The organism is Rhizobium sp. 01L410 (genome assembly GCF_056400165.1).
The window spans coordinates 56245-78613 of the sequence record NZ_JBFTST010000007.1; the positions used below are offsets into that span (position 1 = coordinate 56245).

Sequence of the window (22369 nt, forward strand, 5' to 3'; positions counted from 1 at the left end):
CTATAAGCCGCTTCTAGCCTGAAAAGACCCTCAATGCGCGACCCGACCCGGTGCCTCCCACCCTGGCCGGTTTTCTGCGCAGCTAGAAACGGATATCGCCCATGCCGAAGCGCCAAGACATCAAATCGATCCTCATCATCGGCGCAGGACCGATCGTCATCGGCCAGGCTTGCGAATTCGACTACTCGGGAACACAGGCCTGCAAGGCGCTGAAAGAGGAAGGCTACCGCGTCATCCTCGTCAACTCCAACCCGGCAACGATCATGACCGATCCGGGCCTGGCAGACGCCACTTACGTCGAGCCGATCACCCCCGAAGTCGTCGCCAAGATCATCGCCAAGGAACGCCCCGATGCGCTGCTGCCGACCATGGGCGGCCAGACGGCACTCAACACCGCGCTTTCCCTCAAGCGCATGGGCGTTCTCGACCGCTACAATGTCGAGATGATCGGCGCAAAGCCCGCTGCCATCGACATGGCCGAAGACCGCGCCCTCTTCCGCGAAGCCATGGACCGCATCGGCCTGGAAACTCCGCGCTCGATGCTGGCCAATGCCACCGACATCAAGGATCTTGACCGCAAGACGCATGAGGCCGAGCGCAACAAGCTCAAGGAGAGCCTGTCGGGCGCCGATCTCGACAAGGCGCTCGATGCGCTCGAGAACCAGTGGAACCTCGGCGAGACCGACCGCAAGCAGCGCTATATCAGCCATGCCATGGCGATCGCCGCGCAGGCGATCGACGTCGTCGGCCTGCCCGCCATCATCCGCCCGTCCTTCACCATGGGCGGCACTGGCGGCGGCATTGCCTATAACCGCTCGGAATTCTTCGAAATCATCGGCGGCGGCCTCGATGCCTCGCCGACCACCGAAGTGCTGATCGAGGAATCGGTACTCGGCTGGAAGGAATATGAAATGGAAGTCGTCCGCGACAAGGCGGACAACTGCATCATCATCTGCTCGATCGAGAACATCGATCCGATGGGCGTCCATACCGGCGATTCGATCACGGTCGCTCCGGCCCTGACGCTGACCGACAAGGAGTACCAGATGATGCGCAACGCCTCGATCGCGGTTCTGCGCGAGATCGGCGTCGAGACCGGCGGCTCCAACGTCCAGTTCGCCGTCAATCCGAAGGACGGCCGCCTCGTCGTCATCGAAATGAACCCGCGCGTCTCGCGCTCCTCGGCGCTGGCTTCCAAGGCTACCGGCTTCCCGATCGCCAAGGTCGCAGCCAAGCTCGCCGTCGGTTACACGCTCGACGAACTCGACAACGACATCACCGGCGGCGCGACACCGGCCTCCTTCGAGCCGTCGATCGACTACGTCGTCACCAAGATCCCGCGCTTTGCCTTCGAGAAGTTCCCGGGCGCCTCGCCCGTCCTGACCACGGCCATGAAGTCGGTCGGCGAAGTCATGGCGATCGGCCGTACCTTTGCTGAATCGCTGCAGAAGGCCCTGCGCGGCCTCGAAACCGGCCTCACCGGCCTCGACGAGATCGAGATCCCGGGCGTCGAGGAAGGCGAATCCAGCCAGAACGCCATCCGCGCCGCCATCGGCACGCCGACGCCGGATCGTCTGCGCATGGTCGCCCAGGCGCTGCGCCAGGGCATGAGCCCGGAAGAAGTCCACGAAGGCTGCAAGATCGATCCGTGGTTCATCGCCCAGTTCAAGGCGATCGTCGACACCGAAGCCCGCATCCGTGAGCACGGCCTGCCGCAGGATGCCGCCAATCTCCGCAGCCTCAAGGCCATGGGCTTCTCCGACGCCCGCCTGGCGACGCTCTCCGGCAAGCGCCCGAAGGAAGTGGCGGAACTCCGCAACAGCCTGAACGTCCGCCCGGTCTTCAAGCGCATCGACACCTGCGCTGCCGAATTCGCTTCGCCGACCGCCTATATGTATTCGAGCTACGAAACGCCCTTCGTCGGCGCCGCACGCTCGGAAGCCGAAGTCTCCGACCGCAAGAAGGTCGTCATCCTCGGCGGCGGTCCGAACCGTATCGGCCAGGGCATCGAGTTCGATTATTGCTGCTGCCATGCCGCTTTCGCACTCCGCGATGCCGGCTACGAAGCGATCATGATCAACTGCAACCCGGAAACCGTCTCGACCGACTACGACACCTCCGACCGCCTCTATTTCGAGCCGCTGACGGCCGAAGACGTGATCGAGATCCTGCGCGCTGAGCAGGAAAAGGGCGAAGTCGTCGGCGTCATCGTCCAGTTCGGCGGCCAGACCCCGCTGAAGCTTGCCGAGGCGCTCGAGAAGAACGGCATCCCGATCTTGGGCACCGCGCCTGACATGATCGACCTTGCCGAAGACCGCGACCGTTTCCAGAAGCTGCTGGTCAAGCTCGACCTGACGCAGCCGAACAACGGCATCGCCTACTCCGTCGAGCAGGCCCGCCTCGTCGCCACCGAAATCGGCTTCCCGCTGGTCGTGCGCCCGTCCTACGTTCTCGGCGGCCGCGCCATGCAGATCATCCATTCGGAATCGATGCTGCAGACCTATCTGCTGGATACCGTTCCGGAACTGGTGCCTGAGGACATCAAGCAGCGCTACCCGAACGACAAGACCGGCCAGATCAACACGCTGCTCGGCAAGAACCCGCTGCTCTTCGACAGCTACCTGTCGAACGCCATCGAAGTCGACGTCGACTGCCTCTCCGACGGTACCGACGCCTATGTCGCCGGCATCATGGAGCATATCGAGGAAGCCGGCATTCACTCCGGCGACTCGGCCTGCTCGCTGCCGCCGCGCACGCTGTCGACGGAAATGCTCGACGAGCTGGAGCGCCAGGCGAAGGCCATGGCCAAGGCGCTCAACGTCGTCGGCCTGATGAACGTGCAGTTCGCGATCAAGGACGGCACAGTCTACGTGCTCGAAGTCAACCCGCGCGCCTCGCGCACCGTGCCCTTCGTCGCCAAGACCATCGGCGCGCCGATCGCCAAGATCGCCGCGCGCGCCATGGCCGGTGAGAAGCTCGACGCGACCTTTGCCGCTTACGGCGAAAAGCCCGATCCGCGCAATCTGAAGCACATCGCCGTCAAGGAAGCCGTCTTCCCCTTCGCCCGCTTCCCGGGCGTCGATACGCTGCTCGGCCCGGAAATGCGCTCCACCGGCGAAGTCATCGGCCTCGACACCGATTTCGCGCTGGCCTTCGCCAAGTCGCAGCTCGGTGCCAGCGTCGAGCTGCCGCGTGACGGAACGGTGTTCGTCTCGGTGCGCGACGAGGACAAGCCGCGCGTGCTGCCGGCGATCCGCCTGCTGGTCGCCGAAGGCTTCAAGGTTCTGGCAACCGGCGGCACCGCCCGCTATCTCGCCGAACAGGGCATCACCGCCACCAAGATCAACAAGGTTCTGGAAGGACGCCCGCATATCGAGGACGCCATCCGCAACCGTCAGGTCCAGCTCGTCATCAACACGACCGACGGTAACAAGGCGATCTCGGACTCCAAGTCGCTGCGCCGCGCCACGCTGATGCAGAAAGTGCCCTACTACACGACGATGGCGGGCGCCGAGGCTGCAGCGCAGGCGATCAAGGCGCTGCGCGCCGGCAATCTCGAGGTCCGCCCGCTGCAGAGCTATTTCGCGTAAATCGCGAAATTCTTAACCGGCTTTCTGCTATTCCTCGCCGCATGTAACAGTGCGGCGGGGAAGCAAGATGAGAAGCATTGCCATCCGGATCGTCAAAATCCTCGCCGGCATCGCCGGTGCGCTGATCGGGCTAGCGCTTCTCGTCTTCGCCGGCTTCTATGCCGCCTCAATCTGGCGCGAGAGCGTGACGCCGGGCCGCAATGGTCAGCCCGGGCAATACCTTCAGGCCGATGGCCTCGACCTCCACTACAAGCAATGGGGACCACAGAGCGGTCCGGCAATCCTGCTCATCCCCGGCGCCATGGCATGGTCGGAAACCTGGGCGCCGATCGCCGAACGGCTGGGGAATGACGGCTTCCGCGTTATCGCCCCCGACCTGCCTCCCTTCGGCTATTCCGAACGGCCCTCTTCCGGCGATTACTCCCGTCAGGCACAGGCGCGCCGCATCCTCGCCTTTGCAGATGCCCTGGGGCTGAAGAGCTTCGTGCTGCTCGGCCATTCCTTCGGTGGCGGCGCGAGCGTCGAGACCGCGCTGACCCAGCCGGATCGTATCGACGGCCTTGTTCTCCTCGATGTCGCACTCGGCCTTGGCCGCCCGCCATCAAAGCCGCCGCTGGCGCCGCTTTTCGCAGCGTCGGGCCTGCGTGAGGCGATCATGGCAGCCACCTTCACCAACCCTCTCATGATCGGCAAAGCGCTGCGCGATTTCGTCGCCGACGACGATGCCGTCGCCACACCGGAACTGATCGAAGTCTACAGCCGCCCGCTTGACGTCAAGGGCACCAGCCACGCGATCGCCGACTGGTTCGTCACCGGCCTGTTCGGCAACGAGGAAAGCTCGCGCGCCTTCAAAGCGGAAAATTACCGCGGCTTCGAAAAGCCGGCGCTCCTCATCTGGGGCAAGGAAGACAGCGTCACGCCGCTGGTACAGGGCGAAGAGATCGCCAGCCTGCTGCCGAAGGCGCAGCTTTCCGCGCTCGACGGCGTCAATCACATCCCGCAGATCGAGGCGCCCGAGAAGACCGCCAGCCTGATCGCCGCGTTCATGACGTCGCTGCCGGTGACGGATACGAATGGCGCCGCTTCGAACCCATAACGGCGGCGCTCAGATGCCATCGTTGATCTCGCCTTAGCCGAGTTCCTCGGCAAGCCCGATCAGCAACCCTTCGGGCCCACGGATGTAGCAAAGCAGATAGGCATCCTCGTACCTGACGACGTCTCCCACCAGCTGCGCACCACATGCACGAAGCCGCTCGAGCGTTTCGTTCAGATCATCGACCGTGAACATGGCGCGGAGATAGCCGAAGGCGTTGACAGGGGCATTCCTGTGATCCGCCATGACCTCAGGCCGGATGAAGCGCGAGAGTTCCAACCGGCTGTGGCCATCCGGCGTACGCATCATGGCAATCTCGACATGCTGATCTCCCAGCCCCGTGACGCGCCCCGCCCACGCGCCTTCGATCGTGGCGCGCCCTTCGAGTTCCAGACCAAGTTCGCCAAAGAACGCGATCGCTCCCGTGAGATCGTCGACGACGATGCCGATGTTGTCCATCCGCTTCAGTGCCATTACTGCAGTCTCCCTTATCGTTACCTCAGGCAAAGGACGCTTGAGGCGGCCCGCAACCGACAGCTCTTGGGCCCTTTCTTTGAATCAGATTGTCAGGCAGCGGAATCAGTTTTCAAAAGCGCCGCCATAAGCCTCTGTATTTCCACCATATCCCGCTGGAACAGCGCCGTCTGCTCCGCCCTGTCGCGCTCATCGGGGAGCCGCAGCAGATAGGATGGATGGACGGTGGTGAAGAGCAGCCGCCCGTTCGCCATCCGCATCGCCTGCCCCCTGATATCGGTCAGCTTGTGCTTCGTTTCCGTCAGCGAAGCGAGCGCCGTCGCGCCCATTGCCACGACGATTTTCGGCTTGATCAGATCGAGCTCCAGCTTCAACCACCAGCGGCAATGCTGCACCTCGCCCATATTGGGGCGCTGGTGGATGCGCCGCTTGCCACGCGGCTCGTATTTGAAATGCTTGACCGCATTGGTGACATAGAGCGCCGAGCGGTCGATACCGGCTGCCTGGATCGCCTGATCGAACACCTTGCCGGCCGGCCCGACGAAGGGGCGCCCTGCCAGATCCTCCAGATCGCCCGGCTGCTCGCCGACGAAAACGACATCGGCATTCCCGGGGCCCTCGCCGAACACTGTCTGCGTCGCCTTGGCATGCAACGGACAGCGCGTGCAGACGGCGGCCTGCTCGCGCAGCGCCTCGAGCGTCCCGGCAGGCGACGGCTCCGGCTGCGGCTGGTTGCGAGCCGCTTCCTGCAGGCGATCGTGAAAGGGCTGCGGCGTGCTCGCCTCGCGTTTGGCCATCTCGATCACCCGGCTCTCCGCATTGGCAATCAGCCCGGGAATGAGATCGGCCTCCGGCAGGTTCTTCCAGTATTTCCTCGGCATTTCCGCCTGCATCGCCTTCACCTTCAGCCGCGCCGGGTTGAAGATATTGGCGTAGTAAGTGCGCCACAGTTCGTCGGCATCGTCGGTGAGATCAGGCTTCTCGCAGGGCTCGTGGCTGGTCGTCAGTTTCACGCCGTCCCACCCGGCCGAACCCTTCGGCGTCAGAATGATCCAGTCCATGTCGTTGAACCGCCGCTGGAAGAACGACGCCTTGCGCACGACGATATGATGATCCGGCTCGAACCAAGCGAGAAACTTCCGCCGCCCGTTCATTGAGATACCGCTGCCGACCTCCTTGAAGCGCACGAAGGCGGTCATCTTGTGCGCGTCGCGGCGCACGCTCTTTTCCAGAAGGCGGGCTCGCGCCACATCCTCGTCGGAAACGATATCAAGCAGCTTTTTGTCGGATTGCAGCCGCCAGAGCAGCCGGTACAGAAGCGAGAAGCGCACCGGATCGCAATGGCAGATGACCGCGGATGCCAGATCGATGAAGGCCTGCGGCACCGTCATCGGCTTCCCACCCGCGGGCTGCGGCGGCAGCACGTCTTCCTCCCAGAACAGCTGCTTGTCGCCACCCCTCTCCCGCCACTCGATATCCTCGGGCGGAATGCCTGCCAGTGCCAGCGACCGGGCGGCATCGCGCCACTCGAAGAAGTCACCCTTGCCCTGCAGCGCCACCTTCAGCATCAGAGCAACTGCAGCTGTTCGGGTTTCGGTTCGAACATGGCGCGCAGATCCGGCCGCTCGATCAGCCGCCTCGGCGTCCACCCCTCGGCCGTCACGAAGGCCTGTACCTTCTTGATCGACACGCCGAGCCGCGCCAGATCCTCGATGCGAAGCCTGCGGAAACGGCGGCCGGAGAGAATGCCCTTCACCGCCTTGGTGCCGAGCCCCGGCACGCGCAGCAGCATTTCCTTGGCGGCCCGGTTGATATCGACAGGAAACTGCTCGCGGTGGCCAAGCGCCCAGGCAAGCTTCGGATCGAGATTGAGATCCAGCATGCCGCCCTCCTGCGTCGCGGTGATCTCGTCGATCCCGAAACCGTAGAAGCGATAGAGCCAATCGGCCTGGTAGAGCCGGTGCTCGCGCATCAGCGGCGGCTTGATCAGCGGCAGGTTCTTCGATGAATCCGGGATCGGGCTAAAGGCCGAATAATAGACACGGCGAAGCCCGTAGCTGCCGTAGAGCCGGGCACTGGTGCCGAGAATGGTGGCATCGCTGGCGCCATCGGCTCCGACGATCATCTGCGTGCTCTGGCCGGCCGGCACGAAGCGCTTGCGCCGCTTCGTCTGCAGCGTCGGCTCGCCGGCTTCCTCGATCTTCAGCCGGAGATCACCCATCGAGCGGCGGATGCCTGACGGCTTCTTTTCCGGGGCCAGACGGGTGATGCCGCTATCAGTCGGCAGCTCGATATTGAGCGACAGGCGGTCGGCGTAGAGCCCCGCCTCCTCGATCAACTTCGCAGACGCCTCCGGAATGGATTTCAGATGGATGTAGCCGCGGAAATTATGGGTGACGCGCAGCTCGCGCACTACCCGCACCATCTCCTCCATCGTGTGATCGGATGAGCGAATAATCCCCGACGACAGGAACAGCCCCTCGATGTAGTTCCGCCGGTAGAATTCCAGCGTCAGCCAGACCACTTCCTCAGGCGTGAACCGCGCCCGCTCGACATTGCTGGACGAGCGGTTGATGCAGAAGGCGCAGTCATAGATGCAGAAATTGGTGAGCAAGATCTTCAAGAGCGAGATGCAGCGTCCGTCAGGCGCATAGGCGTGGCAGATACCGGACCCCTCCGTCGAACCCAGGCCGCCGCTCGCCCCCGAATCGCGCTTCGTGGTTCCGCTGGAAGCGCAGGAGGCATCGTATTTCGCGGCATCCGAAAGGATCGCCAGTCTTTCTTTCAGCGTCTTCTTCATTGTTTTGTTCACTATATGTTCCATCGCTAAAAGTCAAGCGAACCACGGGCATTTGCTGGAAACGGCTGCGAATACAGCGCTAGGTTGGAGATCCCGATACGAATTTTATGGCAATCGCCATTTGCGATCTGCTATAAGCAAAGCAACTAGGATGGTTTGCACGGTTCCGAAGTTCTCTTCGGGACCTGTTTTCTTTTGTGTCTGTGCCTACCGGAAGACACGAAGATCAAAGGACGGGAAAATGGTAGATAAGGTACCGATGACGCAGGGTGGTTTCGTCAAGCTGCAGGAAGAACTGCGCTGGCGCCAGCAGGAAGAGCGTCCCCGCATCATCGAAGCGATCGCCGAAGCGCGTGCCCATGGCGACCTGTCGGAAAATGCCGAATATCACGCTGCCAAGGAAGCCCAGAGCCATAACGAAGGCCGTATCGGCGAGCTCGAGGATCTGACGGCACGCGCCGAAGTCATCGATCTCTCCAAGATGTCAGGCGACAAGATCAAGTTCGGCGCCAAGGTGAAGCTCGTCGACGAGGACACCGAGGAAGAAAAGACGTACCAGATCGTCGGCGATCAGGAAGCCGACGTGAAGGCCGGCCGCATCTCCATCTCCTCGCCCATCGCCCGCGCGTTGATCGGCAAGGAAGTCGGCGATTCCATCGAGGTCAACGCGCCCGGCGGCTCGAAGGCCTATGAAATCCTCCAGGTTTCCTGGGGCTGATCTTCCGTGGCCGCAGATCGCGACCCAGCCATCATCGATATCCGTGACGTCGAGATCATCGCGCCGAACTTCAAGCGGCGCCTGTCCGGCGTCACGTCGACGATCATTCAGTTGATTCCCGTGCAGCGGGCGCTCGGCCAGAAGATCGCCGCGCTCGGCCCTGGCCTGCCCGCAAGCCTGCCGCATATCCGCTTCCGCGACCTCGTCCATCTCTGGACGCCGCCAGCAGGCAGGAAACACCGCGTCTGGCACGCGCGGCGCAATGTCGAGATGCTGCCCGCGATCATCATGCGCGATCTGCTGCGCATGAAGCTCAAGATCGTTTTCACCTCGGCCTCCCAGCGCAAGCATACCGGCTGGACCAAATGGCTGATCTCGAAAATGGACGCGGTGATCGCCACCAGCGGCAAGACCTCGGCCTATCTCGAAGTCGCGAACACCGTCATCCTCCACGGCATCGACACTGCCCGCTTCTCTCCGCCTGCTGACAAGGCGGCGGCAAAGGCAGCCGTCGGCCTCGACCCCACGAAGAAGATTGCCGGCTGCTTCGGCCGCGTCCGCCATCAGAAGGGCACCGACCTCTTCGTCGACACGATGATCAGCCTCCTCCCGGATCGCCCGGACTGGATCGCCATCATCGCCGGCCGCGCCACGGCCAAACATGTCGACTTCGAGAATAACCTGAAGACACGTGCGGCGACCGCAGGCCTTGCGGACCGCATCCTTTTCGTCGGCGAGCACACCGATATCAACGACTGGTACCGCGCCCTCGACCTCTTCATCGCCCCCCAACGCTGGGAAGGCTTTGGTCTGACGCCGCTGGAAGCAATGGCATCGGGCGTGCATGTCATCGCCACGGATGTGGGGGCGTTTCCGGAGCTGCTGGTAAATAGCGGCGATGGCCCGGAGGCCATGATTGCACGCGACAGCCTCGAGGCGATGGCAAGCGCGGCAGCGCTCTACATGGATGATATGCCGCTGCGCGAAACGCTGGCCCAAAAAGGGCTTTCCCACGTTCTTGAAGATTTTCAGATCGAGATGGAAGCCAAGCGCATCGCCGCCGTCTACCGCTCCGTCTGACGCAAATTACGGCCTGCGCTTGGAAAGCTCGATATAGGCGCTACAGACCGCTCCGGAGCACAGCTTAGCGTCTGAGTTCGCGAACGATATGCATCATTCACTATGTTCGACGGCCAAATCATCCTTCTGCGCGGACGCCCAGGCATAGCGTGAATCATACGGCAAGCCGCATTCAGACAGTGCGGAAATCGGCGAGAAATTCAGCACTTCAGTTCCCTGAGCGATGCAGGCGCCTATGCCAAGCGAGATGTGGGAGAGAATGCGCCGCTTCGCATGCGCTATACCTGACTTGGCGACGCTACCAATTCTCTCGTAGAAGCGCGGCCCGTTCGCATTGGAAATATCGACGCCAAAGAACCCGATTGTCGCCGGTTTGCAGTAGGCAGCAAACTGAAATGCGCTAATCGCCACCGAACCACCTTGAAAGACCCCCTTGGATGGATCGGATGAAAATCCGGCCTCGTCGGCATGGACGCGAACAAAATCCAAATCGGTCAACTGAGAATATTCCCGCCGCTTGCCGCCGTAAGGTTTGCGAATGTTGTCGATCAGGATCACAGTCTTGTCAGCAAGCCAGTCGTCATTGATTTCGCATATGGCGCGGATAACCGCCGTCGAAAACAGGCAGATACTTCCCGCCCCGATCTTTTCGGCCATAAGCTGGAAATGCCGCCAGACAAAGCGCTCATCCTCTATCGCGACCGCCAGCGGCGCATCGATCCCTTCCGTCAACAGGCTGATCGCCCCGTTCAGCAGGATAGCCGTGCGCGGACCAATAAGGGACAAATCGTTCGACCGCAGAGAAGGGCCCGAGCCGATGATGAAAATTTCCTGACTTGCAGAGTTCTTCAAGACAGCGGGGTGCAACAAGGGCGAAATGCTATTCCCGCGATAGACGATGGTTCCGGTCTCAAATGGCTGCTGTGGAATGGTCAAAGAGAGACCAGGCAGCCAGTCCTGAGTATGCGCTCCGCTTCTACCCCAAAGAACGTACATAAGAATTCTAAAGATGGACCGGCGCCACGGCCGTTCGGATCCCAGCACAATAAGGCCTTCCTTGCCCACCATTTACTTCTGCCACTTGAACAGGAAATCGCAAACGTACCGGCAGACGTCAAGCATGCAAAAGTTGATAGGTATTCTGCGAGAGGGTAAATGCGTTAAAGGCATCGATAGTTCAATAGATGTCGACCTGGGAAGGCACCGAATTGTCAATAAATGCAGTCATTTTGAACGATACGCGCGGCGACAATCATTTCGGCTGTTTCCGTGTGATGCGAACCATCGAAGACAATCTCGTCAGTCGCAGAATCAACATCGCCGCGCGGAGCATTGTCCGCAACGACTGGGAACACGACAAGCCGCTTTTGCGTGCCATAACTGAATGCGACCTCATCATCATCAATGGCGAGGGCACGCTGCATCATGGAGCGCGCGCCGGCGAACGCTTGCTGCGGATAGCCACCCATCCGGCGCGCGGCCAAAAGCCGGTCGCCTTGATCAATGCGCTCTACCAGGAGAACCCACCGGAATGGGCCCAATATCTTGAGCGCATAGATTTGATATCGACCCGTGATTCCTGGAGCGCCGAGGCCGCATCCGCTGCCGCTGGCCGAAAAATCGACTTCCTGCCGGACCTCTCGCTTTGCAGCGGCCCCATCAGCCCCAATGCCACAGTTGCGCGCGATATGCTTCTTGTTGGAGACTCAGTGTCCCGAGAGGTATCGAAAGCCCTGCTTGATCTGGCTGCATCCCGCCCTGACGCGCGTTTGCTGCCAATCCTCAAGACCATCAAGGCCAGCAAACCACATTTCCCAGCACCGCTGAAAATGTTACGCGAGGCCTACATTCGCCTCCATGCGGAAGCTTTCAGACTGCGGAGGCGCAATGTCTGGTTCAACAAGGACGAAGCCGGTTTCATCAATGCGCTTCAGCATGGCTACCTGCATGTGACCGGCCGTTTTCACGCTGTCTGCCTCTGCATCCTGACAGGCACGCCCTTCCTGGCTCTGGAATCCAACTCCTGGAAGACAAAAGCCCTGCTCAAAGACCTTGGCCTAGATGACGGCCGCCTGACCGAAATCGGCCAGCTTCAGGAGCGTCTGAAAAAACCGGAAGAGTTTGCCTACACATCGGAAGAAGAGAAAACGATCGCCAGTGCGCTCCACCGGGCCAGCATCGATGCTTCCAGACTTTTCGATCGCATGCGGGCTCTGGCTGACGATCGGCGCTAACGAAATTACGCCGCCTGCGCCCTCAATCTTCAAGCATTGATATTCAGCGAGAATCGGTGATCGGAAGCCAAAAGCTTCCGGACATAGCTTTCCTCTGTGCCGTAGTCGTGCGGTGTCTCGCGGCTGTTATGCTCGTTGGACAATGAAAGGCTCCGGTAGAAATCAAAGCCATAGAGCGACACCGCCAGGCATGGCGAACGTTCGAGCAGATCAATCAGCATCAGCCCTGTCGTCGGCCTATTGCCAACTTTAGCGCAGAGTGCCTTGTGGCTCGCAGACGGGTAAAGGAAAAAATTCGGCCACTTCAATATCCAGCCCGGTAGCGCGTTGCGTGGCGGCGACATCCACAACAGGTGGCTGGCTCCCTTTTGCGCCATGATCTGGCGATCGAGTTCTATGCTGGTCGCAATCCAGTCTGTTCTTGCCCCGTGAGAACGCTTGTCAGGCATAGGCGCCTGATTGCAGCGAATGACGAGGTCGTGGTTATCGATCGACGCGCCGAAATCACTCTCAGACAGGCTACGCGCATTGCCAACCAAGGCGACGGACTTGAACCGGAGGGCTTCGAACATATCGGCCTCGCTCAACGGCGACACATAGGTCAGGCCAAACAGCCGGCGAAACTTTCCGACCAGGCGGCCTCGCCTCTTCTCCAGTTTAGCGCTGAAGCGATTGGTCAGCCGCTGCAAGGTTCCTCTGCTCACAGACGCGCCCCGATCATCTAAGCGCTGATGCATCGGTCACCAGCGCATAGACGAGCCGGGCCAGATACATGTTCTTCGGCCGCAGAAACTTTCTAAAATAAGGGATGTCAGACAGATCCCGCTCATCCATCGCACGCTTTTGACGCTGCGAAAGCTCATGAAACTCGTAGGTCCCCCGGTAAAACGGCAGAAGCGAACGCTTCTTCTTGCCGCCGCGATATGAGACCGGAAACGGTACATGCATCATGATCGGGGTGAAGGGAAACAACCGGACGCATCCCAAACGGCTCAACATTTTCTTGTTATCGGCCTCGCTGTCGCGAAATTCCCACTTGAGCGAATTCAGCACAGATAGCCGGATGATGCCTACGTCAGCATAGGAGCGGCGCGGGTCGCCTGCAGGAAACGCGTAAGCGCGCTGCGGCTCCAATATTTCATATTCGTATCCCTTCCGCAGGAACCGGGGATCGACCTGCAGAACCATTTTATCGCTGTTGAACAGATCGTAATATTGCTGGCAAATAGCCTCATCCATCGGCCGCACGAACTGCATGTCGTCCTGAATCAGGAAGATATACTCGTAGCCCTGAGCGCCTGCCAGCTCGCACATTCTTTGAATGTTGTTGTATAAGTGGCCGTGGCGGCGCCCTTCTTTGGCACCTTCCGACGTCAGGCAATACCGGAACGAACCGCGATGTCTGTCGATGACCGCCCTCGTCTCTTCGTCTTCGCTCTGATCATCGATGATCGCCAGATCGAAGCCCGGGCACATCTTGAGCGTCGACAAGATACACCGCTCCAAGGTCTGCCCCATATTATAGGAGAAGATGCAAAGCAGCGTATTTTCGGCAGTGAGCATAGCCTGCCCCTTAAACCTCAACCAGTCCCAACCGCTTCACCTGTCGGATCGTCAGCATCGTCCTGACCGTATCGACATGTTCATTCGCCGTCAGCACCTCGATCACGAAGTCCTGAAACCGCGTCAAATTCTCCGCCACGCAATGCAGCAGGAAGTCGCTGTCGCCGGAGACCATCCAGGCCTGTCGGACCAGCGGCCAGTTGGACGTGGCGGCGGCGAAGGCTTTCAGGTTGGCTTCGGACTGGTGCTTCAGACCGACCATGCAGAAGGCGACGAGATCGAAGCCGAGCTTCGGGCTGTTCAGCATCGCGTGGTAGCCCTCGATGATGCCGGCTTCCTCAAGCTTGCGCACGCGGCGCAGGCAGGGCGGCGCCGAGATGCCGACCCGGTCGGCGAGCTCGACATTGGTCATGCGGCCGTCCGCCTGCAGCTCTCTCAGAATCTTTATGTCGATGACATCGAGTTCGGCACGCACAGAGCCTCAGCCTTTCTTTAATTCGATCGCGCCAGCTTCTATATAAAGTGCCGTAATAGGCAAGAATGTTTCGCCGTCGCGGTGGATTCTTGCACAGCAGATCGCAATGCCTTGTTGGTAATGCAAGGCTGCCCTTGAATAAAAGCACTGGACGTTCATAAATGAGCGAGGAACGCGAAACGGCCTCATTCGCTCTCTAGCCGCAGCGTCCCCGCCAGTCGAAAGGAATTCAGACATGTCCGCCCGCCACACGAAGGTGCTCATTATCGGCTCCGGCCCTGCCGGCTATACGGCTGCCGTCTATGCGGCGCGCGCGATGCTGAAGCCGGTGCTGATCGCAGGCATGGAGCAAGGCGGCCAGCTGATGATCACGACCGACGTCGAGAATTATCCGGGCTTTGCCGATCCGATCCAGGGCCCGTGGCTGATGGAGCAGATGCTGCAGCAGGCCAAGCATGTCGGCGCCGAAATCGTCAACGACCTCGTCACCGAAGTCGAGATGAACCAGCGCCCCTTCGTCGCCCGCACCGACAGCGGCCAGGTCTGGACCGCCGATACGCTGATCATCGCCACCGGTGCCAAGGCCAAGTGGCTCGGCATCGAGAGCGAGCAGCATTTCCAGGGCTTCGGCGTTTCGGCCTGCGCCACCTGCGATGGTTTCTTCTACCGCAACAAGGACGTCATCGTCGTTGGCGGCGGCAACAGCGCGGTCGAGGAAGCCCTCTATCTATCGAACATCGCCAAGTCGGTGACGGTCGTGCACCGCCGCGACAGCTTCCGCTCGGAAAAGATCCTGCAGGAGCGCCTGTTCGCCAAGGAAAACGTCAAGATTCTCTGGAATACCGAGATCGCCGAAATCACCGGCACCCCGGCCAAGCCGCCGATGCCGCCGTCGGTTTCGGGCGTCAGGCTGCGCGATACGCGCACCGGCGCAATCTCCGATACCGTTATCGACGGCGTCTTCGTGGCGATCGGCCATGCGCCGGCCACCGAACTCTTCAAGGGCAAGCTGAAGCTCAAGGACAACGGCTATCTCTGGACTGCCCCCGATTCCACCGCAACCAGCGTAGAAGGTGTCTATGCTGCCGGCGACGTGACGGATGATACCTTCCGGCAGGCGATCACCGCCGCCGGTCTCGGCTGCATGGCCGCGCTCGAGGCCGAGCGATATCTGACGGGCCACATGCCCGTCGCCGTGGCCGCGGAGTAAGATCGGCTATGAGGGGTGGGGGAATGCCATTGGATTGGGACAAGCTGCGTATTTTTCACGCAGCTGCCGAAGCGGGTTCATTCACGCATGCGGCCGATAAACTGCATCTGTCTCAATCCGCCATCAGCCGCCAGGTCAGCGCGCTGGAGCAGGATGTCGGCACCAAGCTGTTTCACCGCCATGCGCGCGGCCTGATCCTGACGGAACAGGGCGAGCTTCTGTATCGCACCGCGCATGACGTGCTGCTGAAGCTGGAAACCGTGAAGATGCAGCTCACCGAAACGACGGAAACGCCGTCCGGCAAGCTGCGCGTCACCACGACTGTCGGTCTCGGTCAGGGCTGGCTGACGGACAAGATCCAGGAGTTCATGCAGCTCTATCCGGATGTCCAGATCCAGCTGATCCTCGACAATGAGGAAGTCGATGTGAACATGCGTCACGCCGATTGCGCCATTCGCCTGCGCCAGCCGCAGCAATCCGATCTGATCCAGCGCAAGCTGTTCACCGTGCATATGCACGTCTATGCGGCCCCCTCCTACATCAACCGTTACGGCGAGCCGCAGACGGTGGAGGATCTCGACAACCACCGCATCATCACCTTCGGCGAACCGGCGCCGAACTACCTGCTCGACGTCAACTGGCTGGAGATCGCCGGCCGCTCGTCGGACAACAAGCGCATTCCGCATCTGCAGATCAACAGCCAGACCTCGATCAAGCGCGCCTGCCTGCTCGGCATGGGCGTCGCCTGCATGCCGGATTATATCGTCGGCCGCGACCCCGGCCTGATCCAGCTGGCAATCAATGCGGACGTGCCGTCCTTCGACACCTATTTCTGCTATCCCGATGAAATCAAGAACGCCGCGAAGCTCAAGGCCTTCCGCGATTTCATCGTCACCAAGGCCAGAAACTGGAATTTCTAGGCGGCGTTTCCTGGAATAAATTGCCGACTATGCAACTCACGCATGACTGACATGCACAAAAGGGGGTTGCCGTTTGCCCATTTAAACACCATATCGCACATAGCTGATGCACATGGCGGCTTTTCCTCCCAGTTCCGCCGCATTAGCTGTTCCCCTCTGGAGGTTTTTGACCTTCACACCTTAAAAGGGCCCCGAGCTTTCGGTGGCCCTCTTTTTTTGCCCAAAATTCGCTGCATCGCAGCATAATTTGTGCAGCGCATAGCAGGCATGCACAAAAGTGCATTGCAACCTGCCCAATAAACCACCATATCGCACATAGCTGATGCATTTCGTGGTTCTCTCCCAGTGCCACCGCATTAGCTGTTCCCCTCTGGAGGTTTATTGACCTTCACACCTTTAAAGGGCCCCGGCTTTCCGGTGGCCCTCTTTTTTTGCTTAAAATTTAATCAGAAAAATATCTCGCAAGAGGTCACACCGTCGTGACTTGCATATCGTAGACTGTCGATCCATATATCGAGAAATTTCGATTTACGGATCGGCACGGAACGATGGACAAGGACGAAATCCTCAAGGCGCTTTCTCATCCGACACGGATGGAAATCCTCAAATGGCTGAAAAATCCCGAGGCGCATTTCACGTCTCAGGAGCATCCGCTGGAAATGGGCGTATGCGCCAGCCAGTTCGAACGCTGCGGTCTGTCGCAATCCACCGTCTCCTCGCATCTCGGCACCCTGCATCGTGCCGGCCTGGTGACCACCCGCAGGGTTGGCCAGTGGATTTTCTACAAGCGAAACGAAGAAACGATCGCCGACTTCCTTAAGCAGCTCTCCCGGGATCTCTGATCATGCCCCTCGCCCTCCTCGTCCTTGCCCTGAGCTCTTTTGCGATCGGCACCACGGAATTCGTCATCATGGGCCTGTTGCCGGAGGTCGCAGCCGATCTCTCCGTCAACATTCCCCAGGCAGGCTGGCTCGTCACCGGCTATGCGCTGGCTGTTGCCGTCGGCGCGCCGCTGATGGCCGTCTCGACCGCCAAGCTGAAGCGGCGCACGGCGCTGATCGCGTTGATGGCGATCTTTATCGCCGGTAATCTGCTCTGCGCCATCGCCCCTAACTATTGGGTGCTGATGTTCGCGCGCGTCGTCACCGCGCTCTGCCACGGTGCCTTCTTCGGTATAGGCTCCGTCGTCGCCGCCGGCCTCGTCAGCGAAGACCGCAAGGCGCGCGCCGTGGCGTTGATGTTCACCGGCCTGACGCTGGCAAACGTGCTTGGCGTGCCGATCGGCACCGCCATCGGCCAGGCCTATGGCTGGCGCTCCACCTTTGCCGTGGTCACCGTCGTCGGCATCGTCACCATCCTCGGCCTGATCGCCATCCTGCCGAAGGATAAGAACGAAACGCAGGGCAGCCTGCTCGCCGAAATTTCGGCGCTGCGCAACGGCCGCCTGTGGCTGGCGCTGTCGACCACCGTGTTCTTCTCGGCCTCGATGTTCGCACTCTTCACCTATATCGCGCCGCTGCTACGCGACGTCACCGGCCTGTCGCCGAAGGGCGTCACCTGGACGCTGTTCCTGATCGGGCTCGGCCTCACCGTCGGCAATCTGCTCGGCGGCAAGCTCGCCGACTGGAAGCTCGGCGTAACGCTTGCCGGCGTCTTCGCCGCAATCGCCGTCACCTCGATCGTCTTCAGCTATACCAGCCGCTTCTTCATCCCGGCCGAAATCACCCTGCTCGTCTGGGCGATCGCCACCTTTGCCGCCGTTCCCGCCCTGCAGGTCGGCGTCGTCAGCTTCGGCAAGGGTGCTCCGAACCTCGTCTCGACCATCAATATCAGCGCCTTCAACACCGGCAATGCGCTGGGTGCCTGGGCCGGCGGCATGGTGATCGAGAGTGGCTTCGAGCTGACCCGCGTTCCCCTGGCCGCAGCGCTGATGGCCTTTATCGGCCTCGGCGCAACGGCACTCACCTATCTCTCCGCCAAGGGCAAGACAGCCCCCGCCCCGGCCGAGTGATCTCCCGCCAGAAAAGGAAATACCTTTATGACCAAGCTTTTTGAACCGACACAGGTTGGCGATATCGCCGTCAAGAACCGCATCGTCATGGCGCCGCTGACGCGCAACCGCTCGCCGGGTGCCGTTCCGAACGACCTGAATGTCGAATATTACCGCCAGCGCGCCACCGCCGGCCTAATCATCACCGAAGCAACCCCGATCACCCATCAGGGCCAGGGATATGCCGACGTGCCCGGCCTCTACACCAAGGAAGCGCTCGACGGCTGGAAGCGTGTCACCGATGCCGTTCATGCTGAAGGCGGCAAGATCGTCGTGCAGATGTGGCATGTCGGCCGTATCTCGCACACCACGCTGCAGCCAAACGGCGGCAAGCCGGTTTCCTCCACAAACCGCGCCGCCAAGGGCAAGACCTATCTCGTCAATGCCGACGGCACTGGTTCCTTTGCCGAGACGTCCGAGCCGCGCGCGCTGGAAACCTCTGAAATCCCCGGCATCGTCGAGGATTACCGCAAGGCCGCACGCGCAGCGATCGATGCCGGCTTCGACGGCGTCGAAATCCATGGCGCCAATGGCTACCTGCTCGACCAGTTCATGCGCGACGGCATCAACGACCGCACCGACCAGTATGGCGGCTCGATCGAAAACCGCACCAAGCTGACCTTCGAAGTGGTCGACGCCGTGACCAGGGAAATCGGTGCCGGCCGCACCGCGATCCGCCTGTCGCCGGTCACGCCGTCCAACGACAGCTACGATTCCAACCCGCAGGCGCTGTTCACCCATGTGGTCGAAGGCCTGGCGAAGTACGACCTTGCCTATATCCACATCGTCGAGGGCCAGACCGGCGGCGAGCGCGACTACAAGCAGGGCGACAACCCGTCCTTCGACTACAAGGCGCTGTGCCAGGCCTATGAAAAGGCCGGCGGCAAGGCCGACTGGATGGTCAACAACGGCTACGACCGCGCAACGGCCATCGACGCCGTCGACAGCGGCCGCGCCGACCTCGTCGCCTTCGGCAAGCCTTTCATCGCCAACCCCGATCTGGTGAAGCGCCTGGAAAAGAACCTGCCGCTGAACGCCCCGGATCAGGCCACCTTCTATGGCGGCGGCCAGAAGGGCTACATCGACTATCCGCTGGCCGACAAGGTAGCGTAAGCCTGCCAAACGACAGTTGGAGATCCCGCCCTCGTGGCGGGATTTCTTTTTTGGACCCGCCTCCACGTTTCCCTCATTCCTGTGCTCGTCACAGGAATCCAGTGCCGCGCGTCTGCACGGCGGGAGACTGCCTGAGGCGGTCATTCACGGCGCAGACGCGCCGTGGCTGGATTTCTGTGACGAGCACAGAAATGAGGGCGTGCGGGAGCCGAAACTCTTCAAACGCACGTCCCGGCCCACTACCTTCACCCACATGTTCGAACCTTACCTTTCCCACTGGGCGCTCACCCCGGACGGCTCGCCGATCACCACCCATTCCAGCAATCTCCTGCCCGTCATCTGGCGCGGCAAACCGGCGATGCTGAAGATGTCCGACGACGAGGCCGAGCGCGCTGGCGGGGCGGTGCTCGACTGGTGGGATGGCGACGGCGCGGCCAAAGTCTATGCGCATGACGCGCATGCCGTTCTCATGGAGCGCTCACTCAGCACCCACTCGCTGCTAACCATGGCTCACGATGGATTGGACGACGAGGCAACGCGGATCATCTGCCGCAGCGCCAACAGGCTGCATGCGCCGCAGTCAAAGCCCCTGCCCGCGTTGATCCCGCTGGAGCGATGGTTCCGCGACCTTGCACCCGTCGCCGCCCGCCATGGCGGCACGTTCGCCGATTGCGACCGGACTGCCCGCGCATTGCTGGCAACACCGCAGGGCGAAGCAGTCCTCCACGGCGATATCCATCACAGCAACATTCTGGATTTCGGCGATGACGGCTGGCTCGCCATCGACCCGAAAGGTCTTTACGGCGAACGCGGCTTCGATTTCGCAAACACCTTCGCCAACGAGGATCTGGAGATCATTACCACACCCGGCCGGCTGCAGCGCCAGTTGCCCATCGTCGCCGAAGAGACAGGCATCGATCCACGCCGCCTGCTGCAATGGATCGCCGCCTATTCCGGTCTTTCCGCCGCCTGGTTCCTGGGCGACGGCTCGACGGAGAGCGCCGAGCTGCAGCTCACCATCGCCCGCATTGCTATCGCCGAACTCGGCTAGCGCAGCACCGCCGCACGGCTATCGCTGAGCAATCCCGCCGGCTTCGGCAGGCAGCCGAGCGCCATCAATGAGGCCCGCACAGCGTCGTCAACAGGCGTCTGCGGCTCACGCCCAAGCTCTGCGACAAGCTTCTCGTTCGACATCCGGATCGGCTCTTTCCAGAGATAGCGCATCTCCTTCACCTCCCGCATCACGGTGACGAAGGGCGCGGCAAGCGGCACGATCCACCACGGAAAGGTACGGATCTTCGCCCGCCCGCCGGAGACACGGCGGATCGCCTCGGCCATCTGCCTGCCGTCGCGGTCCCAGAAGCCCTCCATGTGATAGACGGCGAATGCAGGCAGCAAGGATGCCCGTTCGATAAGTTCGGCCATCGTTTCCGCGACATCCGGAAGATAGGCCCATTGGTGGCCGATGCCTTTGGGCGACGGGTTCTTCAGGGTCTTTACCGGCTTTCCGGGCGCGACGATCTGCGAAAACCAGCTGTTGCCGGTCGCACCCGGCCCGAAGAAATCGCCGGCACGGACGATGATGACGCCGGTCCCCGCATCCGCCGCACGCTTCAGCCGCCGCTCCATCTCGGCACGGATCGCGCCCTTGCGGGTGACGGGGTTTTGCGGGCTGTCTTCCCGCAGGATGGGAAAGGCATCAGGGCCGAAATTATAGACCGTTCCCGGCAATACGATCCGCGCGCCAACAGCCCGCGCCGCGGCGATCGTATTGCCGAGCATCGGCAGCACCAGCTTTTCCCAATCGCGATAGCCGGGCGGATTGACGCCGTGGACGATGACGCTGGCGCCATCGGCTGCCGCGGCAACATCAGCAGCATTCATCGCATCGCCCTGCACCCACTCGAATGCCGGCTGGCTTCTGGAAGCCTTCGCGGCATCACGATTAAGCGCCCGAATATGCCATCCGCGTCCAGCGAGGTTCCGCGCCACCGAGCCGCCGATGCCGCCTGTCGCACCAAGCACGAGCGCAATCTTCCGATCTTCAGTCATATCGATCTCCTTTGATAGAGATGATTGTCCCGCAGATCACACATAAACGAAATTGACGAAATAAATGCATCATCTATACATAAATTTATGATCGAAGAGCCAAGCTGGGATTTCTACCGTACCTTTCTGACCGTGCTCCGCCACGGGTCGCTCTCGGCTGCCGCCCGCGAGCTCGGCCTGACGCAGCCGACCGTCGGCCGCCATATCGACGCGCTGGAGCAGGCTGTCGGCACGCAGCTGTTTACCCGCTCGCAGAGCGGATTGCTGCCGACCGAGGCCGCCCGCGCCTTGGCGCCCTTCGCCGAAACCATGGCGTCAAGCTCGTCGGCGCTGTTGCGGGCCGCGTCGGGTCACCGTAACAGGATCGAGGGAACGGTGCGCATCAGTGCCAGCGAGGTGATTGCCGTCGAGGTGCTCCCGCCGATCCTTGCATCCCTGCAGGACCGCCACCCGGCGATCGAGATCGAACTGTCCGCATCGGATGATGTCGAGGACCTTCTGAATCGCGAGGCCGATATTGCCGTGAGGATGATGGAGCCGCAGCAGGACGCCCTTGTCGTCAGGCGCATCGGCGATATTCCGATTGCCTGCTACGCGCACCGCGCCTATCTGGCGCGCCACGGAACACCCGAAACGCTTGAGGATATCAGGAATCACCGGCTGATCGGTTTCGACCGGCAAACAGCCTATGTGCGGACGATGGTGCAGCGCTTTCCAGCCGCCGGCGGCATCGCCTTTGCGTTCCGCACCGATAGCTACCTAGCGCAACTCGCCGCCATCAGAAGCGGCTGCGGCATCGGCATGTGCCAGACCGGTCTCGGTGACGCCGACCCGAACCTCGTGCGCGTCCTTCTTGGCATCATGGACATGCATATCGGCACCTGGGTGGCGATGCATGAGAACCTGAAGACCTCGCCGCGCTGCCGCGCCGCCTTCGATGCCCTGGTCGACGGGTTGAAGATCTATCTGGACAATTGCGTGAGCACGCGCGCCTGAC

The 22369-nt window shown here is 61.2% G+C and carries 20 protein-coding genes; 12 read left to right on the forward strand and 8 right to left on the reverse strand.

The genetic code is table 11. From position 1 onward, the window contains the following. Positions 1 to 101 precede the first annotated feature (101 nt). Together carB and AC1DV9_RS16540 are read left to right on the forward strand one after the other, a co-directional pair. Positions 102 to 3590 carry a carbamoyl-phosphate synthase large subunit gene (gene carB, locus AC1DV9_RS16535; RefSeq protein WP_112515786.1) on the forward strand — a complete coding sequence of 1163 codons (3489 nt, stop codon included), beginning with the start codon at positions 102 to 104 and terminating at the stop codon, positions 3588 to 3590. Between the two features lie 67 nt (positions 3591 to 3657). Beyond that, positions 3658 to 4686, forward strand: a complete 1029-nt coding sequence (locus AC1DV9_RS16540) for an alpha/beta fold hydrolase (protein WP_477949166.1) — start codon at positions 3658 to 3660, stop codon at positions 4684 to 4686. Between the two features lie 33 nt (positions 4687 to 4719). On the opposite strand, the gene AC1DV9_RS16545 is transcribed toward AC1DV9_RS16540, so the two are convergent. From AC1DV9_RS16545 to AC1DV9_RS16555, 3 genes are all read right to left on the reverse strand, one after another. Then, entirely contained in the window at positions 4720 to 5157 is a 438-nt protein-coding gene (locus AC1DV9_RS16545; protein ID WP_477949167.1) for a VOC family protein, read from the reverse strand. Positions 5158 to 5249: 92 nt separating this feature from the next. Continuing rightward, positions 5250 to 6725, reverse strand: a complete 1476-nt coding sequence (locus AC1DV9_RS16550) for a UdgX family uracil-DNA binding protein (protein WP_477949169.1) — start codon at positions 6723 to 6725, stop codon at positions 5250 to 5252. Beyond that, on the reverse strand, positions 6725 to 7957 hold the full coding sequence (locus AC1DV9_RS16555; RefSeq protein ID WP_477949506.1) for a putative DNA modification/repair radical SAM protein: 1233 nt from the start codon (positions 7955 to 7957) through the stop codon (positions 6725 to 6727). The genes AC1DV9_RS16550 and AC1DV9_RS16555 overlap by 1 nt, the downstream gene beginning before the upstream one ends. A gap of 241 nt (positions 7958 to 8198) precedes the next feature. Here AC1DV9_RS16555 and greA point away from each other — a divergent pair, with 241 nt between their 5' ends. Both greA and AC1DV9_RS16565 read left to right on the forward strand, forming a co-directional pair. Then, positions 8199 to 8675: a transcription elongation factor GreA gene (greA, locus tag AC1DV9_RS16560; protein ID WP_112515781.1), complete on the forward strand. Its 477-nt coding sequence runs from the start codon at positions 8199 to 8201 to the stop codon at positions 8673 to 8675. 30 nt (positions 8676 to 8705) lie between these two features. Next, on the forward strand, positions 8706 to 9755 hold the full coding sequence (locus tag AC1DV9_RS16565) for a glycosyltransferase family 4 protein (protein ID WP_477949508.1): 1050 nt from the start codon (positions 8706 to 8708) through the stop codon (positions 9753 to 9755). Between the two features lie 93 nt (positions 9756 to 9848). Here AC1DV9_RS16565 and AC1DV9_RS16570 read toward each other — a convergent pair whose 3' ends face one another. Continuing rightward, positions 9849 to 10823 (reverse strand): glycosyl transferase, encoded by a 975-nt coding sequence (locus AC1DV9_RS16570; protein ID WP_477949171.1) that lies wholly within the window; start codon positions 10821 to 10823, stop codon positions 9849 to 9851. A gap of 116 nt (positions 10824 to 10939) precedes the next feature. Between AC1DV9_RS16570 and AC1DV9_RS16575 the strand changes: the two genes are divergently transcribed. After that, entirely contained in the window at positions 10940 to 11989 is a 1050-nt protein-coding gene (locus AC1DV9_RS16575; RefSeq protein ID WP_477949172.1) for a polysaccharide pyruvyl transferase family protein, read from the forward strand. A 29-nt stretch (positions 11990 to 12018) separates the two neighbouring features. On the opposite strand, the gene AC1DV9_RS16580 is transcribed toward AC1DV9_RS16575, so the two are convergent. The 3 genes from AC1DV9_RS16580 to AC1DV9_RS16590 are packed head-to-tail and all read right to left on the reverse strand — an operon-like array spanning position 12019 to position 14027. After that, entirely contained in the window at positions 12019 to 12678 is a 660-nt protein-coding gene (locus AC1DV9_RS16580) for a glycosyltransferase family 29 protein (protein WP_477949174.1), read from the reverse strand. 28 nt (positions 12679 to 12706) lie between these two features. Next, positions 12707 to 13552, reverse strand: a complete 846-nt coding sequence (locus AC1DV9_RS16585) for a hypothetical protein (protein WP_477949175.1) — start codon at positions 13550 to 13552, stop codon at positions 12707 to 12709. Between the two features lie 10 nt (positions 13553 to 13562). Beyond that, positions 13563 to 14027: an Lrp/AsnC family transcriptional regulator gene (locus AC1DV9_RS16590; protein WP_112386306.1), complete on the reverse strand. Its 465-nt coding sequence runs from the start codon at positions 14025 to 14027 to the stop codon at positions 13563 to 13565. Positions 14028 to 14262: 235 nt separating this feature from the next. Between AC1DV9_RS16590 and trxB the strand changes: the two genes are divergently transcribed. From trxB to AC1DV9_RS16620, 6 genes are all read left to right on the forward strand, one after another. Continuing rightward, the gene (trxB, locus tag AC1DV9_RS16595; RefSeq protein WP_310294438.1) at positions 14263 to 15237 is read left to right on the forward strand and encodes a thioredoxin-disulfide reductase; all 975 of its coding nucleotides are present in this window, start codon (positions 14263 to 14265) and stop codon (positions 15235 to 15237) included. Positions 15238 to 15260: 23 nt separating this feature from the next. Beyond that, positions 15261 to 16157 (forward strand): LysR family transcriptional regulator VtlR, encoded by an 897-nt coding sequence (locus AC1DV9_RS16600; RefSeq protein ID WP_112386304.1) that lies wholly within the window; start codon positions 15261 to 15263, stop codon positions 16155 to 16157. Positions 16158 to 16705: 548 nt separating this feature from the next. Next, a complete protein-coding gene (locus AC1DV9_RS16605; protein WP_477949178.1) occupies positions 16706 to 16999 on the forward strand; it encodes an ArsR/SmtB family transcription factor in 294 nt (97 codons plus the stop codon). Between the two features lie 2 nt (positions 17000 to 17001). Further along, positions 17002 to 18168 carry an MFS transporter gene (locus AC1DV9_RS16610; protein WP_477949179.1) on the forward strand — a complete coding sequence of 389 codons (1167 nt, stop codon included), beginning with the start codon at positions 17002 to 17004 and terminating at the stop codon, positions 18166 to 18168. A gap of 27 nt (positions 18169 to 18195) precedes the next feature. Then, positions 18196 to 19320 carry an alkene reductase gene (locus tag AC1DV9_RS16615; protein ID WP_477949181.1) on the forward strand — a complete coding sequence of 375 codons (1125 nt, stop codon included), beginning with the start codon at positions 18196 to 18198 and terminating at the stop codon, positions 19318 to 19320. A gap of 253 nt (positions 19321 to 19573) precedes the next feature. Then, positions 19574 to 20371 (forward strand): aminoglycoside phosphotransferase family protein, encoded by a 798-nt coding sequence (locus AC1DV9_RS16620; protein WP_477949509.1) that lies wholly within the window; start codon positions 19574 to 19576, stop codon positions 20369 to 20371. Here AC1DV9_RS16620 and AC1DV9_RS16625 read toward each other — a convergent pair. Then, the gene (locus AC1DV9_RS16625) at positions 20368 to 21372 is read right to left on the reverse strand and encodes an NAD(P)H-binding protein (protein WP_477949183.1); all 1005 of its coding nucleotides are present in this window, start codon (positions 21370 to 21372) and stop codon (positions 20368 to 20370) included. The genes AC1DV9_RS16620 and AC1DV9_RS16625 overlap by 4 nt on opposite strands. 87 nt (positions 21373 to 21459) lie before the next feature. Between AC1DV9_RS16625 and AC1DV9_RS16630 the strand changes: the two genes are divergently transcribed. Further along, a complete protein-coding gene (locus AC1DV9_RS16630) occupies positions 21460 to 22368 on the forward strand; it encodes a LysR family transcriptional regulator (RefSeq protein ID WP_477949185.1) in 909 nt (302 codons plus the stop codon). Position 22369: the final 1 nt, after the last annotated feature.